General features: G+C 49.7%; 16 protein-coding genes and 1 riboswitch. Of the genes, 4 read left to right on the top strand and 12 right to left on the bottom strand.

Going from position 1 to position 15557, the window contains the following annotated elements; all coding sequences use genetic code 11:
* Nucleotides 1-141: 141 nt before the first annotated feature.
* The 3 genes from ACTL32_RS10840 to ACTL32_RS10830 are packed head-to-tail and all read right to left on the bottom strand — an operon-like array spanning nucleotide 142 to nucleotide 2715.
* The gene (locus ACTL32_RS10840; RefSeq protein ID WP_441341491.1) at nucleotides 142-927 is read right to left on the bottom strand and encodes a TPM domain-containing protein; all 786 of its coding nucleotides are present in this window, start codon (nucleotides 925-927) and stop codon (nucleotides 142-144) included.
* Nucleotides 921-1949 (bottom strand): TFIIB-type zinc ribbon-containing protein, encoded by a 1029-nt coding sequence (locus tag ACTL32_RS10835; protein ID WP_441341490.1) that lies wholly within the window; start codon nucleotides 1947-1949, stop codon nucleotides 921-923. Before ACTL32_RS10835 ends, ACTL32_RS10840 begins: the two co-directional genes overlap by 7 nt.
* 49 nt (nucleotides 1950-1998) lie before the next feature.
* Nucleotides 1999-2715, bottom strand: coding sequence for a PspA/IM30 family protein (locus tag ACTL32_RS10830; RefSeq protein WP_441341489.1), 717 nt, complete (start codon nucleotides 2713-2715; stop codon nucleotides 1999-2001).
* Between the two features lie 218 nt (nucleotides 2716-2933).
* On the opposite strand from ACTL32_RS10830, the gene ACTL32_RS10825 reads away from it, so the two are divergent.
* The 3 genes from ACTL32_RS10825 (at nucleotide 2934) to ACTL32_RS10815 (ending at nucleotide 5055) form a co-directional block, all read left to right on the top strand.
* Nucleotides 2934-3443, top strand: a complete 510-nt coding sequence (locus ACTL32_RS10825) for a glycine/sarcosine/betaine reductase selenoprotein B family protein (protein ID WP_441341488.1) — start codon at nucleotides 2934-2936, stop codon at nucleotides 3441-3443.
* Between the two features lie 66 nt (nucleotides 3444-3509).
* Nucleotides 3510-3713, top strand: coding sequence for a hypothetical protein (locus ACTL32_RS10820; protein ID WP_441341487.1), 204 nt, complete (start codon nucleotides 3510-3512; stop codon nucleotides 3711-3713).
* 226 nt (nucleotides 3714-3939) lie between these two features.
* Nucleotides 3940-4042: riboswitch (purine riboswitch) on the top strand.
* Between the two features lie 137 nt (nucleotides 4043-4179).
* Nucleotides 4180-5055: a 5'-methylthioadenosine/S-adenosylhomocysteine nucleosidase gene (locus tag ACTL32_RS10815; protein ID WP_441341663.1), complete on the top strand. Its 876-nt coding sequence runs from the start codon at nucleotides 4180-4182 to the stop codon at nucleotides 5053-5055.
* A gap of 420 nt (nucleotides 5056-5475) precedes the next feature.
* Here ACTL32_RS10815 and ACTL32_RS10810 read toward each other — a convergent pair whose 3' ends face one another.
* From ACTL32_RS10810 to ACTL32_RS10785, 6 genes are all read right to left on the bottom strand, one after another.
* Nucleotides 5476-6357, bottom strand: a complete 882-nt coding sequence (locus ACTL32_RS10810) for a YitT family protein (protein ID WP_441341486.1) — start codon at nucleotides 6355-6357, stop codon at nucleotides 5476-5478.
* A 446-nt stretch (nucleotides 6358-6803) separates the two neighbouring features.
* Entirely contained in the window at nucleotides 6804-8081 is a 1278-nt protein-coding gene (locus ACTL32_RS10805; protein ID WP_441341485.1) for a M48 family metallopeptidase, read from the bottom strand.
* Between the two features lie 178 nt (nucleotides 8082-8259).
* The gene (locus ACTL32_RS10800; protein ID WP_441341662.1) at nucleotides 8260-9423 is read right to left on the bottom strand and encodes an iron-containing alcohol dehydrogenase; all 1164 of its coding nucleotides are present in this window, start codon (nucleotides 9421-9423) and stop codon (nucleotides 8260-8262) included.
* A gap of 61 nt (nucleotides 9424-9484) precedes the next feature.
* Complete coding sequence (locus tag ACTL32_RS10795; RefSeq protein ID WP_441341484.1) at nucleotides 9485-10906, bottom strand: aldehyde dehydrogenase family protein; 1422 nt, start codon at nucleotides 10904-10906, stop codon at nucleotides 9485-9487.
* A 17-nt stretch (nucleotides 10907-10923) separates the two neighbouring features.
* Nucleotides 10924-12321 (bottom strand): hypothetical protein, encoded by a 1398-nt coding sequence (locus ACTL32_RS10790; protein WP_441341483.1) that lies wholly within the window; start codon nucleotides 12319-12321, stop codon nucleotides 10924-10926.
* A gap of 146 nt (nucleotides 12322-12467) precedes the next feature.
* The gene (locus ACTL32_RS10785) at nucleotides 12468-13460 is read right to left on the bottom strand and encodes a LacI family DNA-binding transcriptional regulator (RefSeq protein WP_441341482.1); all 993 of its coding nucleotides are present in this window, start codon (nucleotides 13458-13460) and stop codon (nucleotides 12468-12470) included.
* 340 nt (nucleotides 13461-13800) lie between these two features.
* Between ACTL32_RS10785 and ACTL32_RS10780 the strand changes: the two genes are divergently transcribed.
* Complete coding sequence (locus ACTL32_RS10780) at nucleotides 13801-14544, top strand: ZinT family metal-binding protein (RefSeq protein ID WP_441341481.1); 744 nt, start codon at nucleotides 13801-13803, stop codon at nucleotides 14542-14544.
* 65 nt (nucleotides 14545-14609) lie between these two features.
* On the opposite strand, the gene ACTL32_RS10775 is transcribed toward ACTL32_RS10780, so the two are convergent.
* From ACTL32_RS10775 to ACTL32_RS10765, 3 genes are all read right to left on the bottom strand, one after another.
* Complete coding sequence (locus tag ACTL32_RS10775; protein ID WP_441341480.1) at nucleotides 14610-14834, bottom strand: hypothetical protein; 225 nt, start codon at nucleotides 14832-14834, stop codon at nucleotides 14610-14612.
* A gap of 171 nt (nucleotides 14835-15005) precedes the next feature.
* Nucleotides 15006-15182: a hypothetical protein gene (locus ACTL32_RS10770; RefSeq protein ID WP_441341479.1), complete on the bottom strand. Its 177-nt coding sequence runs from the start codon at nucleotides 15180-15182 to the stop codon at nucleotides 15006-15008.
* Nucleotides 15183-15307: 125 nt separating this feature from the next.
* The gene (locus ACTL32_RS10765) at nucleotides 15308-15529 is read right to left on the bottom strand and encodes a hypothetical protein (protein ID WP_441341478.1); all 222 of its coding nucleotides are present in this window, start codon (nucleotides 15527-15529) and stop codon (nucleotides 15308-15310) included.
* Nucleotides 15530-15557: the final 28 nt, after the last annotated feature.

Below are 15557 nucleotides of genomic sequence, written 5' to 3'. Positions count from 1 at the left end.
GTCTTCAACGCGGCTGAGGAGGCTTGGCGCTCGCCCGCAGGCAAGCGCAGCTGTTTTGCGGAATATCGTCTACTGCTGATCATTACTTCACCGTATCCCAAAACTAAAGAGAAAGCCCCAAAAGCCCTCTTGTCTCTACTACTAGAAACCGCGCCCGCCACCGCTGTAGGAACGGCCGCCGCCAGTCATGCCGCCGCCGCCGAAACCGCCGCCGCCGCCGCCTTTGTTCTGCGGAATCTTGCTCCGCGTCACGGTCTTGTTGCGGAAGCGGTCTTCGCTGCTTCTTACCCGCGTGTGGTCGCTGTCCATATACGTGCGGGACGAAGTCGTGATGCGTCCACCCGAGTTATAAAGCATCGTGCCGACCACGATTCCGCCAAGCAGCAAAGCGACTGCTGCCTGGAACCAGGTTTTCAGGAAGATGCTTTCCGGGTTGACGCCCGGCCGGTACTCCATATAGCGGTTCGATGTCGCAACGGTTTCCCGGAACGCAGCGCCGTAATCCCCGGCCTGCATATACGGTACGATGCGGTCGAGCACCATGTCGATCCGCCCGTCGTCAAGGCGATCTTCCGCCGTTCCGAAACCGGACAGGAAGATTTGCCGATTGCCCATGTCGACCGTCAGCAGCAAGGCGTTTTCCTGGTTGTTTTCAACTGCCCAGATGTCGAAAAAGTCACCCATATATGTCTCAATCGGTTTTCCGTCCGTGCTGTCTGTCGTCAAAAAAATAAAATCCGTGCCGTGCACCCGGCTTTGTTCCGCAGCGTATGCTTCAAGCTCAGCCGCTTCCGGCTCGCTTAAGAGCCCCGCATTGTCGTAGATGTGCTGATCTGCAACCGCAAACGCGGCACCTGCGCCGGCCAATAAAAACAGCAGCAGCGCCAGCAGCAACACTGGCAGTTTCTGATTAAAACTCTTCACCATAGGACACCTCCCATGGCATAAGCGATGCCTTTAAGCACGGCAAACGTGGCCCCAGCAATGACTGCGAACCACGCGAACACTTTCATGCCGCTGATCGGCGGCTTGCCGACCACTTTGCCGGTCTGGCCATTCATCGCAAAGGTATGTTCCTTGTTCTCAAAATCGTAATAAACCATCCAAACTGGAAACAGCGTATAGTAGACCCGGCTTTTATTCGTATGGATCTGCTTGTTCTTATAGCTGACGGTCGAATAGCCCGAAATCGTTGTGCCGATATAGGAATCGATATAAGGGACGATCTTCGATTCCACGCGCGAGAAAAGCGACTCGTCATCGAAATCGTATTTCTCCGCGAGGTATCCGGCCAAATAAGGCATCCGGAAGTCTTTCAGTTCTGTGTAGTCGTAAGGTTCGAGTTTGTCCATCAACTCATCGTCCATCTTTTCCGATGCATCTGCTGGCACTTTCAGGTAGCTGAGGTCGATTTCCCGGTAAACGTCGTAGAAGTCGGTCTCCGTGTAAATGGTATCGCCGGTCGTGTAAGAACGCACCCTAGTTGCGATCGCCGCCACATCCGCGGTGCCGTCAATGTCGTAAAGCCAAAACGGCACGTACATCCCGGTCATCTTCTTGATCCGGTTGCCGCTCATAAAGCCCGTTGGCGTGAGCCGCCCGTTTTTCGTCCATTTTCGGAACGCGGCCTCGGCTTCTTCCCTGCTAATGGTAAATGGGATCACTTTCGCAGGGGCAAGGTCGCCGGTGAGCCGGTCAGCGAGCACAACCGGCGCACCGCAGAAACTGCAGTGCGTCGCGGTCGTCTCCGATTCGGTGACAATCACCGCGCCGCAGTTTTCGCAATGGTATTCCTTCGCTTCCTCGGGATCGAGCTTCCGCAGGATGTTCTCCTCCGGAAACGATTCGATCTCGTCCTGCCTGCCGCAGTTCGGGCAGGACAGATGGCCTGACTCGGCATCGAACGCCATGTCCGACCCGCAGTTCGGGCATTTGTATTGAACGATCATTCCATCTTCCTCCCTTTCTGCAGGGTTCCGTCATCTCTGCTCCCGGCCATTATTCGCCTTTGTTCAGCTGGCTTTTCAGCGACTCCAGTTCATCATCCACATTGATGCCCGATTTCAACGAATCCAGTTCAGCATCCACTGCTGCGTCGCTGCTGTATTTTTTCGTCAGGTCCTTGATGTCCGTACCGGAACTTTTGTTCAGTTCTGTCATCGCCATCGCTTCGTCCAACTCCTGGTTGATCTTCTCTTCCATCTTGTCGAAGGCCGAAATGCGTTCGCCGGAACTGTTGATCGATGAACCCATATCATTCATGCGCTTCTGTGTTTTGGCGACCGAAGCCTTGCCTTTCAATTCCGCACGGCGCGATTCGAGTTCCCCGATATCCGACTCGAGCTTGTCGTGCATCTGGCGCATTTGCGTGGTGTTGGCTGCGGCGATTTCGACCGCCGTCTGCATCGTTTTCTCCTTTTCGGCGAGCTCCGCTTTGCGCTGCAAAAATTTGCGGGCATCGTCTTCGTTGTTCGCTTCGAGCGCCTTCACCGCATAGCGCTGCATATCGTCCATCTCCCGCTTTAGCTCATCCAGCTCCCGGCGCTCCCGCTTCTCGGCTGCCATGATCGCGGCCGTTTCCGACTTCACTTTTCCGAGGTCGCTGTTCAAATCACGGAGATACTGATCGATCATTTTTTCCGGATCTTCCGCTTCATCCAGCATCGCGTTAATATTGCTTGCCATAATGTCTCTGAACCGTTTTAGAATTTCCATCATCATTCTCCTTTTTGTTTGCATTATTTTTTCGGTTGCCGGGCAGCCTCTTAAATCCGAAATACCCTTTAACCCGCGGCTTTAACCATAGGAAAGCGCGTCAATCAAAGCTGGCCCTTGCCCAATTATTAACCCATCTCCCACTGGAAACAGACAGGAGTTTTCTGTACGCTGTCGAATTTTACAGAAAGCTAGAGGAAAGGGAGGCAAAGCGAGCCATGAAACTGAAGACAAAGATCAAGTCGAAGCTGTCGCGGACTTTTTCCGGCAATTTCCCGGAAGCTTATAAGAAGTTCACGATGAGCCACATGCATGACTACACCGGCATGCCGGAAGCACGCTTGAACAAGCCGCTGAGCGAATGCAAAGTTGCCCTTCTGTCGACCGCGGGCATTCATCTCGTAACGGATTCTCCATTCGATGTGGATAATCCTGCCGGAGACCCTACATTCCGGATCATCCCGGCGGATGCGCAGGAAGACCAATTGACGGTGACCCATCTTTTCATCGACACCAAGCATGCCAAAAGGGATCCCACAATCGTCTTTCCGCTTCCCCAGCTGAAGGAATTGGCAGCCGACGGAATGATCGGATCCGTCTCCCCTATCCACATCGGACTGAACGGCGGCATCCTCGATACGGCGGAAGTGGAACGCGAGTGGATTCCGAAAGTGGTGGAACTTCTGCGCCGCGAGGAAATCGATGTCGCGCTGCTTGTGCCCGGCTGAGGATCCTGCCACAACGTACTCGGGCTGTATGCCCGGGCTTTAGAAGCATCCGGCATCACAACCGCCATGGTGACGCTATTCTCGGAAGTGACCGACAAAGCCGGCGTTCCGCGGACGCTGCAGGTCCCTTTTAAAATGGGGCGGCCATGCGGTGAACCGTTCGACTTCGAGACGAGAAAGCAGGTGGTTGAAGCGCTTCTTGGACTCACCGCTCTTCCGTCAGGTACACGAGAACTCTACAAAGACGTTCCATTTCTGCATGGGCAATGAAAACAGAAGACAGCGTGCCGGGAGATTCCTGGCGCGCTGTCTTCTTCATTTCCGATCTGCATCCACGCACCAAACAGAAAGCCCTAAAAGGCGATTCCAAAAGAGTTTTAAGCAAGTATACATAGGCATTTATTCTAATACACGAACTATATATGGTATTTTATATCTAATTGTTCGCTTTCGGGGTTGACGGCAAAGTTTCGGGTTGCTATAGTTGCGAAGTGTCAAAAACAAGCTTAATCATTCTCGTATATGCCTGGTAATATGGTCCGGGCGTTTCTACCAAGTCCCCAAAAACGGACTGGACTACGAGTTGGAGCAACAGCTGCCGTCACATCCGATTTACCTTGGAAAATTGCGGCAACTGGTTTCGACTTGGCGGGTCCGAAAGGCGGAGCATATTCTTCCGTATTCGGCCTTTTTTTATTGGTTAGGCAACGGGAAAAGCGACAACTAGGAGGAACACATCTTGAAAAATCTAAAAGCTTTTCATCTTTTATCCCTGCTTCTGGCTATCCTATTGAGCCTTGCAGGATGCAGTTCGGCTGCTGAAACTGAAGCGAAAGAACAACCACAGCGTCCGATTCTGATCCAAGGGCCGATGCCTATTGAAGCGGAGAAGTTTGCAGAACGCCTGGAAAATGTGGAAGTGGAAACTTCGGGTTCTACATATGAATTTTATATTGGAACAGTGGAAGGGTATCCGGTAATTGTTTCGAAGACGGGGAAAGGCATGGCCAACACTGCCGCGGCTACTGCAATGGCGATTGAAAAATACAATCCTGCCGCAATCATCAACCAAGGGACTTCAGGCGGCCATGACCCCGAATTGGATGTCTTCGATATTGTCCTTGGCAAACGCTCTGTTAGCGTAGGAGCCTTGAAAACGGGCGATTTGAAAGAAGGCGAAGGAATTGAACCGACCCAATGGAAGCCTATGGACCTGATGGCATCAGAAGGCAGTGCAGGAGAAGATCCTAATGCTGAAAACATCCGCTACTACGAAGGGGATGTTGAGTTGCTGGCTGCTGCACACACCGTGAAAGACACGTATACGAAAGGCAAGGTTGTCGAGGGCACTATCGGTTCTGCTGATGTTTGGAACAACGAAGTGGACCGGATCAATTGGTTCCACGAAAAGTACGGTACATCAGTCGAAGAGATGGAAACCGCTTCCGCAGCTCAAATTTCTGAAGCTTATGATATCCCGTTCCTCGGCATCCGGGTCTTGTCGAACAACAAGACGAACAATGGCGCTTACAATCCGGATACAGCAGCAGCCAACCAGGATTACGTATATGAAGTCGTGAAAGAATACATTTCATCCCTTCCACAAAAATAATTCCGGCTTCTTGCAGGACATCGTAAGCGATCTAAAGAAAAGGCCATGCATATCGAAATGCCCTTGCCTCCATATGGAGCAAGGGCATTTTTGTTTCAGTAGATTTTTTGTACGTTGAAGAAATACCGGAATACAAAAAAGCCGCACATGGCGGCTCTCTCCGTCGCGCTATTCACTTTGCCCAGTGGTGCAGGTAGAAGTAGGCCATGATGAGCACAACAACAATGGCGGAAAGGACGAGCATCGGTACAAGCCCAAAGGTCGGTTCCATTATTACTCCTCCTCCTTTTATCTCCATCATATACCTAAAGAGCAGAAATGAACATACTTTAGTTTGATTATTCAGACAATATTTATCCACCGAATAAACCCTTCTCAAACTGGAAAATGAGAAGGGTTTATTTGTTGCTTCATATGGCGTTATTCCGATCTGCTTGGCACGTTATCATACGCCGTATAGACGCCAGGGATTTTCCGGAAATTATCGTCTTTGCGGAAATTGCCCATGACTTCCATCGTCTCGCTGATGCTGACAAATGCGTTCGGGTCGACCGCTTTGATGAGCGGCCGGACGTATGCAAGCTCGTAGCGGGAAATGACGCTGTAGAGCACTTTGACTTTATTGCCTGAATACGCGCCTTCGCCGTCTGTCACAGTGATGCCGCGGTACAGGTTCTCGATCAATTGCTTTTTGACGGCATCGCCTTTGTTCGTGACCACCATCAAGCTCAGCTTGATGTGGCGCGTGTGGATCCGGTCGACGACCAGTCCGGTGATGTAGATCGATGCCATCGTGTACATCGCAAGCTCCCATGAAAAGATGAAGCCTGAAACGAAAACGACAAGGCTGTTGAGGCCGAACACCAAAAAGCCGAGCGGAATGTCGCGCTTCATCGTCAACAGCAGGCCGACGACGTCAAAGCCGCCCGTCGAGCCGAAAAAGCGGATGATGAAGCCGACGCCGACACCGACGAGCACGCCGCCGAATACTGAAGACAATAAAGCGTCCTCTGTCAGCTTCATGACCGGGATGTAAAGCATCGAGATTGAAGTCACTGCTACCGAATAGATGCTATTGAGGATGAACATCTTGCCGAGCTTCATCCAGCCCAAGATCAAAATCGGGATGTTCAAGACGATCAGCCAGATCCCTGCGTTGACCGGCACCATCAAACTGAAGATCATCGCAATCCCCGTAATGCCCCCTGATAAGATTTCATGCGGCAATAGCAGCATATTGAATGCAAATCCAAGCAGCACCGATCCCGCGAAAATGATCAATGCGCTGTAAAGTTTATCCATGTAAATTCTCCGTTCTTCCGTATACTATTCGCCAGGAAAAATCCATCAAAAAAAGGCCGGCACGTTCCGCTCGGACCTTTATGTCTCTGGCACAATAGAACAAATTATAGGGGATGCGGAGGACGGAAAGCAAGCTTTATTTACCGGCAAACCCCAAGTCCATCCGCACTCCGGCGGAATCTTCGGCCCTTCTGGACCGCTTGAAGCCTTCCGGTTTTTCAGCATTTGTCATAACTACTAGCCGGCTTCGATAATCATGCATCTTGACGGGCTAAAATCAAGGTTGACACGATGGTTTATGCGCGGACATGAATAGACAGTTAACGGAACAGGTTCAACATCCGCGTTCAACATATCGACAAGAACCTGCCCTTTTCCCCAACAAAAAAACGGCAGCGCTGTTGGCTGCCGTCCCCTCTTTATGGACCGGCGATGGATGCCGGATATTATTCGTTCAACGCCGCCATGAACTCCGCTTCGTCGTTCACGCCCATCGCTTCGATGGCCGTGGATCCGGCCGGGCTCATAAAGAGCGGATCTGCTCCGTTTTCAACAAGCAAGCGGGCCATTTCATAATCTTCATACAGGACAGCCGTTTCAAGCGCGGTCGAATAATCATCGCTTGTATTGACTTCCGCCCCGGCTTCGATCAGCCGTTCAGCAATCGCCGCTTCCCCGCCTTCGACTGCGTACATGAGCGCGTCCGCTCCATCCACGTCTTTGGCATGGAGGTCTTCCCCATCCGCAAGAGCTTCTTCAACCCCGCCCATCTCGCCATTAAAAGCGGCGCTCATCAACGGCGTCTCGCCTTCAACCGCTAAAAAGGATTCTTCTGAAAAAGCATTCGGAAGGAGCTGCGAATAGACAAGCCCGCCGCCTGTAAACAGCGCGATGCTGCCGATGTAGACGCCGAAAAATACGGCCGCTAAAATTCCTGCACCAACGGCGATCTTGCCGGTGTTCGGTTTGTAGAGGTAGCTTTCGCCGCCTGCAAACTCTTCAATCGACTGGATGCGCTTTGGCAGGTGCGGGTGCGTTGAGAGCACTTCGCTGAACCAGACGATGCCGTTCGACTCTGTTTCGATCTGTTCACGGTAGGCTTCCTCGTTCACTTCCAGGTACATCTTCTTGCCGATGCCGAGCAGCGTCAGCGCACGTTTGGCCGCTGCCGCGTTTCCGATGGTGTACACCGCATGCCGGTCGCATGTATATTCGCACGAACGGCTGTAGGCCTGTGCCAAGAATGGAATAAACCCTGCCGGAATGATGAAAAGGTTTTTCCAGACGTGGCGGCGTTTGATATGCGCCAATTCGTGGGCGATGATAAAGTCCAACTCATCCTGTCCCTGTTCACGTGCCAATTCGAACACTTCCGAATAAAGGACGACCATGTCGCGTCCCCAGAAGCGGGTCGCAAACGCATTCAATGCGCCTTCGGATTGGATCACGAAAACGTCGGGCACTTTCTTCAGCCCCATTTCCTTGGACAATGCCTGGACGCGGCTATAGACATCGCCGAATTGCCGCTCATGGATGCGCACGCCGTTACCGCGAATCGAGCCCATCATCATGGCATTCATGTAAAGCATCAAGGCAAAAACGATCAGCACAATGGCGATGCCGAAAATCGACAAAGCCGCCAGGATGTAAACCAGGACACTGGCAATTGCGCTGAGTACAAAATAAAGCATTTCTCTTTCAGATTGAATCTTTGAAGCGTTCATCGTATCTTCCTTCCTTGCTTTTCGCTTCAATTATAATAGCACGAAAGGATTTCTTAATATACATTATTTTCAAATTAAACTTTACATTAGGGACATTAAAAAAACCGCCGTTCCGGAATGTTGATTCACCGGAAGCAGCGGCTTTATTTTTTCTTCATTCAAGTAATACAGTTTAATTTCAAACCGTCTCTTTTTCAACCACTTTTCCTGTATAAGCGGCATGATAAATGGCATATATATCTTCTCTTAGCAAAGGCATCGGGCTTCTCGCCAGAATCCGCTTCTGTTTGACTGCATCGTCCGCCAAACTGTCCAACGCTTCTTCCTGGATGCCAAAGCCCTTCAATGACACTGGGATGTTCACATCGGCGACCAGGTTCGTTAATTGCTCCACACATTTATACGAAGCCTCTTCTTGTGATAACTGTGTGGAGCTAAAGCCCATGGCTTCAAGAATATCCTTCATTCTCTTTTCACAGCTTTGGCGGATATAGCCCATCACGTACGGCAAAAGAACAGCGTTCGATTCGCCATGTGAAATATGGAATTGGCCGCCTAGCGGATAGGCCAGCGCGTGTACACCGGCTACCCCGGCATTAAAGAAAGCCAATCCTGCCAGGTAACTGCCATAGCTCATATTCGTGCGCGCTTCTTTGTTTTCTCCGTCCGCCACAGCCGTTCGGATTGAACCGCTCATTAAGCGGATCGCCTGCAAAGCAAGTCCATCCGTTACAGGATTGGCGTTTTTTGAAACGTAGGCTTCGATGGCATGGGTCAACGCATCGATGCCGGTTGCAGCGGTCACTTTCGGCGGCAGTGATGTTGTCAGTGCCGGATCGACGATTGCCACGTCCGGCAAAAGAAAATCATGAGTTACGACATCTTTCGTCGATTCCAGTGACAATACCGAAATATTGGTGACTTCAGAGCCGGTTCCGGAGGTCGTTGGAATCAGGATTTTCGGGATGCCTTTATGGGTCAGCGAACGGCTGCCTGTCAAATTCAAATAATCAGCTACCTTGCCTTCATGTGTGGCCAGCACTCCGGCTAATTTAGCCAAGTCAAGTGCACTTCCTCCACCCAGGCCGATCACCAAGTCGAATTTATGCTCTCTTGTGTAAGCCACTAATTTTTCACCGACCGCCAGTGGAGGTTCCGGCACGACTTCTGTGTAAACACTTGTTGTCCACCCCTCGGCTTCGAGCGGTTCTATGATTTTCCGGGTCATGCCCAGATCTTCCAGAAAAGGATCTGTGACAATGAGAATGTTGCTGGCATTCAAACGCTTGGCTTCCTCCACCAAATGCTCCAATGAATTCCATCCTGTATAACTGATAGGCATAAAAGTAATTTTACTCGACACTCCATCCACTCCTTTTTGTTTTTCTTCCCTGCTAGGAATTCTAGGATTGATTCCAAATGACCAATTTCATTTCGGTCATTTCCTCAATTGCGTATTTTAACCCTTCCTTGCCATTGCCGCTTTCTTTGACGCCGCCATACGGCATTTGATCCACACGGAAAGTCGGAATGTCGTTGATCAGCACGCCGCCGACTTGCAGGCGTCTAGATGCTGTAAAGGCAGTCTTGATATCATTCGTGAAGATGCCTGCCTGCAGGCCAAAATCTGAGTTGTTGATTTCTTGAATCCCTTGTTCAACCGATTGGATTGGATTGACAATGACGACAGGCGCAAACACTTCCTGGCAAGAAACTTTTGCGTCAGAAGCCACGTTGGAAAGGATCGTTGGCTGGAAAACACCGTCTGTGACTTCGCCTCCCGCTATCAATGTTGCGCCAGCCGCTACAGCTTCCTGTACCCAACTGACGGCTCGCTCCTGTTCTTGTGTGGAAATCATGGCTGAAATATCTGTCTGCTGATCTAACGGATCGCCAATGATGAGTTTGCCTGCCGCCGCTTGGAAGCGCGTAAGAAACTCTTTCATCAAACTTTCCATAATATATATCCGCTGCAGCGAAATGCACACTTGCCCTTGGTTTGAAAATGCCCCAGTAATCGCCTTTTCAACGACTGCATCGATGTCCACGCCTTCATCGACAATCAGCCCGGCGTTCGAGCCCAATTCCAGCGCCACTTTCTTCAAGCCTGCCTTATCGCGTATGCCTTTGCCAACAGCCGGGCTGCCGGTAAAGGTGACCATTTTCACTTTTTCGCTTTCGACCAATACATCGCCAACCGTCCGTCCACTGCCGGTCACCAAGTTGAAAGCGCCTTTCGGCAGATCAGTCTGATCCAAGAGCTCCGCCAGGAAAAATGCGGATAATGGCGTCTGGGAAGCCGGTTTTAGAACTACCGTGTTGCCTGCCGCAATAGCCGGCCCTACTTTGTGGGCAACCAAATTCTGCGGAAAATTAAATGGCGTTATGGCTGCCACTACGCCGAGCGGTTCACGCAAGGTATAGGCTAATCGATTAGCGCCGCCTTTTGCTGCATCCATCGGAATCATCTCTCCGGATAATCGCTTGGCTTCTTCCGCTGCAAATTTATAAGTTTCGATTGTGCGTTCGATCTCTGCCAATGCATATTTCAGTGGCTTTGCCGATTCCAAGGCAATAATGCGGGCTGCCTCTTCCTTACGTTCAGTGAATAGAGAAACCAGCTGTTCCAGAATGGCTGCACGGGCAAACGCCGTCAGGCCTTCCATTTCTTCAGCGGCGGCCGCGGCCGCTTCAACTGCTGATTCAACATCTTTTTGTTCAGCTTTCGGAATGTCGCCAATCTTGTCTTTTGAATACGGCGAAAACAACTCGGAATATTCTTCAGTTTCTTTCCATTCTCCGCCGATATAAAGTTTCTGTTTCATAACTTCCACCCTTTCTTTTATAAATCCGAAGCAGCTTCTTTCGCCTTTTTCGGAAGATCTTTAGTGAATGTTTCATCGGTTTCATTCTTGAAGAAGTCTTTGCCGTAGATCAGCAGACACAAGCCGATCCCGATAGCGAAAGCCCATGCGGCTCCTTTGATGACCAAAACGGCGCCGATGATTCCGGCAATCCCAAGGTCACTCTGGCTTCCGGCTTCCAGAATGCCGACTTTTACGCTGACGTACCCTTGGATCAAAAGTGTCAGAGCAAGGGCAATGCCAAGGATCGGCTCCACCAGACTGACAATCGGCAGCAGCAATAACCCGGTATTCGTCCCCCAGCGGAAAGAGCCTGCGCCGCCAAAAAAGGAATCCATCGCTTTTCTTCCATCCTTAAATCGTTGGACAACTACCACTTGCATGGCTGCCCATAGCGGACCGGCCATCGTCACATCCGGACCGATCACACTCATCACCGAGTTTCTTGTGCCGAAAATCAGGTGGGCACGGTTCGGGTTATAATCCAGCTTTTCATCCGGACGCGATAAATCCGCTTCTTTCACCAATGCTTTTGTCTGCAGTACATCTCCGAACAACACAATATACGCGGCGAGTACAGTCGGAATTCCCGCCACAAAAAGCATCAACGGCGGGAAACCTAAACCAAACAGCGTATACCCGGTCCATAAGCCGACAAAATCAGGCGAGCTGATGCCCCATTCAATTGTTGGCCACGGCGCCTCGCCAAACATCGGCGCAATGATAATGGCAATGATGATGATCGGGAAAATGCCCAGTTTCCCAATAGTGCCCCATAATTTATTTCTGGTTTTCAGTTTGTCAAAATGCTTCGAGAACAGTAAATAGAAGCCGATTCCGACAGCGATGGAAATGGTCCAAGGGAACGTTTCAAAACGCCCGCCAACTTCAAAAATGGAGACCACTGCAGCAAAACCCGCGCCCAGAATGACGCCCGACCTGATTGCCGCAGGAATGCTTGATACCACTTTAGATGCCAACCCGGTGGCACCCAGGAAAATTGCAAATAATCCTAATGTCATTTGGAACGCAATCAATGCATGCACCCGTTCAGGGCCTTCCGGAAATTGCGTGCAGTACAGCATGATCAACGGAATGGCCGGTGTGATCCATCCCGGAACGGCCGGATCGCCAAGCAAATGATGCAATAAATAAAAGAACCCATTCAGAATAACGATGGCCAGTGCCACTTCGAACGGCATGCCAAGCAATTCGATCAATAACGGAATAGCTGCCAAATCCACAGCACACATTAAAAGCCCCTGCACATAATCCGGCCATTCAAACCTGTAATGGATGAACGGCAATCGAATTTTAAACGGCCCTGCTGGAATATAAGGCGATTCTTCGCCAAACTTGCGGTCTTTCCACTTCATAAACATCCCTCGTTTTCCTATTAGAATTAGTCGTACCCCTTTGTTCAACTTCTTTACACACTTAGCTGCCAGTGAAAGCGCCATCATTTTAATCCAAAATGGTTACGTAACCATTTTGGATTAAAAAAATAGAAACCTTATCCTTTCTATTTTTTTATTGTTGTCTTTCTTTCAAATAGTCTAACAGCTTTTGTGATTTGAATACAAGATTTATTTTTTCCCTGAATTTTTTCAATCAGCTTTTCAATCGCCAATTGCCCTAAATCTGCAGCCGATGAAATGCCCACCGTCGTTAAGCTGATCGAGGCATGACGGCTGATTTCGACGTTGTCAATTCCAATGATGCTAATGTCCTGCGGCACCCGGTAACCTGCTGAAATGTAGAAATCCATCATCTGGATCGCGATTGCATCGGTAGCCGCAAATATGGCGGTCGGTTTTTCGGCAAACTCTTCTATCTCCTTAAAAGTCTGGTGCAGTTCTTCCTTGCCCGTATCTGTGATGAACACGTGCTTCATGTCCGGCCCAACGCCATGTCTCTCCAACGCCTTTAAAAATCCGTCATAGCGCCCTTTAAATGTGCTGATTTCTAAAGGTCCGCCAATCCAGCAAATGTTCTTGTGGTTCAGAGCTATTAAATGCTCTGCAGCCAAAAAGCCGGCCTGTTCATTGTCAATTTCGACAAAATTCTTATTGCTTTGATGTTTTCGGTTATAGGTGATGAAAGGTATGCCGGATTTTTCTAATTTATGGAATGCCGGATCCTCCAGCAAAATGGACGATAGAATGATGCCGTCTACTTTATTTTCAAAAATGGTATTGTACAGCTCTGACAGGTTTTTGTCGTTTGAAAAATGGACGTTGATCCGATAGCCGTTTTCATTGGCGTAATTCACGATTGAAGTAGTCGTATCGACAAAAAACGGGTTGTACAGCGGCCCCGAAATCAGTGCAATCGTATCCGTCTTCTTTTGGACCAGCGACCTTGCGTTGCCGTCCGGTATGTAATTCAAATCCTCGATAGCCGCAATCACTTTATTTAATGTGGGTTGTTTTACTAAATGCGGCGTGTTCAAAACGCGCGAAACGGTTGTTTGGGAAACGCCGGCATACTTTGCCACGTCTTTTGATGAAACCATAGAATACACCTGCCTTTCCAGCAAAATTTCAATCGCATGGACAAATTTCCCATTCTTGAAAGTATTGCTCTTATTATTTAATATACTGAACGATCATGAACTTAGCTAGTAGCCTTCTGTGATTTTGATATTCTATTAAACGTCATGGACATTCATGTGGTAATGGATGGCTGACTGTAAGCTTTCTCAGAAGAGCGTTTTCGTTTATTTGTGGAACAATGGGATTCTGCACACGCTTGCCTCTTATATAGTCAGAATAATCTTTTTTATGGTTCACGGCTTTTCTATGTGTATAATCATAAATTGTAATCATTACGATTTATAAAAAGGAGTGTTTCACATGCATCATTCATTCAACACAAGTCTGGCTCTTCTCTCGCTCACCGCTTTGCTCGCTGCCGGCTGCCAGCCAACCACTGAACTCGATACTGCCGCAAGCACAAGCGCCGTTTCCGATTCCACCGAAACCGGCGAACAAGGGGCCGAATTGCATTCGCACGAAAACGAGTCTGATCATGACCACGCTCATTCAACTAGCGAAGAATCCCAGAAAATCTACGACGGCTTTTTTGAAGACAGCCAAGTCGAAGACCGCCCTCTATCGGATTGGGCAGGAGATTGGCAATCGGTCTATCCACTCCTCCAAAACGGCACACTTGATGAAGTGCTTGCGGATAAAGCCCTGCACTCGGATGACATGACAGCTGAAGAGTACAAAGCGTACTATACCGAAGGCTACCGGACCGATGTGGAACGCGTCGTCATAGAAGGCGATCGTGTGACGTTCTTCAAAAAAGGCGAAGAACTTGCCGGCGACTATATATACGATGGCTATGAGATTCTGATCTACGAAGCAGGCAACCGCGGCGTCCGGTTCGTTTTTGAATTGGCCGGCGGAGCAGAAGGCCTTCCGCAATTCATCCAGTTCAGCGACCACGGCATTTCCCCGACTGATGCTTCCCATTATCACCTGTACTGGGGCGACGACCGCGAAGCGCTGCTCGAGGAAGTCGTCAACTGGCCTACCTACTACCCTTCCGATATGGACGGCCACGACATTGCCCATGAGATGATGGCGCATTGAAGCAATCCCAATAGGGAGGGCCGGGAATTTCCCCGGCCCTCCCTATTGGTAAAATCCGTACCTGATCAGCCGCCTCTTCGCGATGTGTTGACCGGTTCGGTATAATCTTTTATCTTCACTAATTTAATATCGTCTTTGTTGAACAAGTTCAACTCGCCAAAAACATCTTCAAACTGGACGATCTGTTCCGACAGCGCCATTTCGGCCACTTCTTCCCGCGATCCGGCTTCCACCGTCCGTTCAACCGTAAGTCCTTTTTCTAAGGTATACTGGATGACATATTTCTTCATCATTTCACCTCCCTACCCTTTAACATTCTCGGCTTCCGTCAAGAATCCTTCCTTGATTTCAAAACCGCAGCGCCATTTTAAGTTGTATGCGTGCCTGGTTCGCACAAAACTCAAAAGAAGCCTGCCGGCACCCGTTCGTTCACTGGATGCTGGCAGGCTTCTCTTGCGGGTTCAGTCCGCTTCCTGGACACTGATCATTTTCACTTCTTCAAGTTTGAATTGGTAATAGGTTTCGTTTTCTCCAAGGAATTCTTTCAAGCCTTCCTTATCCAAAATGGTCGAAGCCTCTTTATGGCTTCCGGCTTCGACGATCTGGGCAGCTTCCACTCCTTGCCCCAAATGATACACAACGCGGTATTTCCTGGTCTCTGCGATGGGAGACGCCTCCTTTTTGCTGGTATTATTTCAATAAAAGCTCGGCAGGCAGCATACTTTTCCACTGCCGGTTCATTCTGCTGCCAATTCTATGCTGATTACTCGCCGGGCTGCGTGTCTCTCGACTTTTCTTCCTGCGGTTTTTTCGAGTACTCTTTAGCATCTTCCATTTCGCCTTTGCCTTTGACGTCCTCGTATTCCGTTGATTCGTTGTCGCCGTCAAAAACTTCTTTGGTCTTTTTTACGGCCTTGTCGATTCCGGATTCAGTCGAGCCTAATTGCTTTTCGGGCATCCGCCCGGCTGTGCCTTTTCGCGCCATTGCTGTTCCTCCTCTTAAAACGTTTACC

The sequence above is a fragment of the Planococcus sp. FY231025 genome, from assembly GCF_052078085.1.
In the GTDB taxonomy this organism is placed as follows: Bacteria; Bacillota; Bacilli; order Bacillales_A; family Planococcaceae; genus Planococcus.
This window is presented reverse-complemented; position numbering and strand designations above follow the sequence as displayed.

Coding starts and splice junctions, on each gene's coding strand:
- ACTL32_RS10840 (WP_441341491.1), bottom strand. CDS start 927: ATGGTGAAGAGTTTTAATCAGAAACTGCCAGTGTTGCTGCTGGCGCTG.
- ACTL32_RS10835 (WP_441341490.1), bottom strand. CDS start 1,949: ATGATCGTTCAATACAAATGCCCGAACTGCGGGTCGGACATGGCGTTC.
- ACTL32_RS10830 (WP_441341489.1), bottom strand. CDS start 2,715: ATGGAAATTCTAAAACGGTTCAGAGACATTATGGCAAGCAATATTAAC.
- ACTL32_RS10825 (WP_441341488.1), top strand. CDS start 2,934: ATGAAACTGAAGACAAAGATCAAGTCGAAGCTGTCGCGGACTTTTTCC.
- ACTL32_RS10820 (WP_441341487.1), top strand. CDS start 3,510: ATGGTGACGCTATTCTCGGAAGTGACCGACAAAGCCGGCGTTCCGCGG.
- ACTL32_RS10810 (WP_441341486.1), bottom strand. CDS start 6,357: ATGGATAAACTTTACAGCGCATTGATCATTTTCGCGGGATCGGTGCTG.
- ACTL32_RS10805 (WP_441341485.1), bottom strand. CDS start 8,081: ATGAACGCTTCAAAGATTCAATCTGAAAGAGAAATGCTTTATTTTGTA.
- ACTL32_RS10800 (WP_441341662.1), bottom strand. CDS start 9,423: ATGCCTATCAGTTATACAGGATGGAATTCATTGGAGCATTTGGTGGAG.
- ACTL32_RS10795 (WP_441341484.1), bottom strand. CDS start 10,906: ATGAAACAGAAACTTTATATCGGCGGAGAATGGAAAGAAACTGAAGAA.
- ACTL32_RS10790 (WP_441341483.1), bottom strand. CDS start 12,321: ATGAAGTGGAAAGACCGCAAGTTTGGCGAAGAATCGCCTTATATTCCA.
- ACTL32_RS10785 (WP_441341482.1), bottom strand. CDS start 13,460: ATGGTTTCATCAAAAGACGTGGCAAAGTATGCCGGCGTTTCCCAAACA.
- ACTL32_RS10780 (WP_441341481.1), top strand. CDS start 13,801: ATGCATCATTCATTCAACACAAGTCTGGCTCTTCTCTCGCTCACCGCT.
- ACTL32_RS10775 (WP_441341480.1), bottom strand. CDS start 14,834: ATGAAGAAATATGTCATCCAGTATACCTTAGAAAAAGGACTTACGGTT.
- ACTL32_RS10765 (WP_441341478.1), bottom strand. CDS start 15,529: ATGGCGCGAAAAGGCACAGCCGGGCGGATGCCCGAAAAGCAATTAGGC.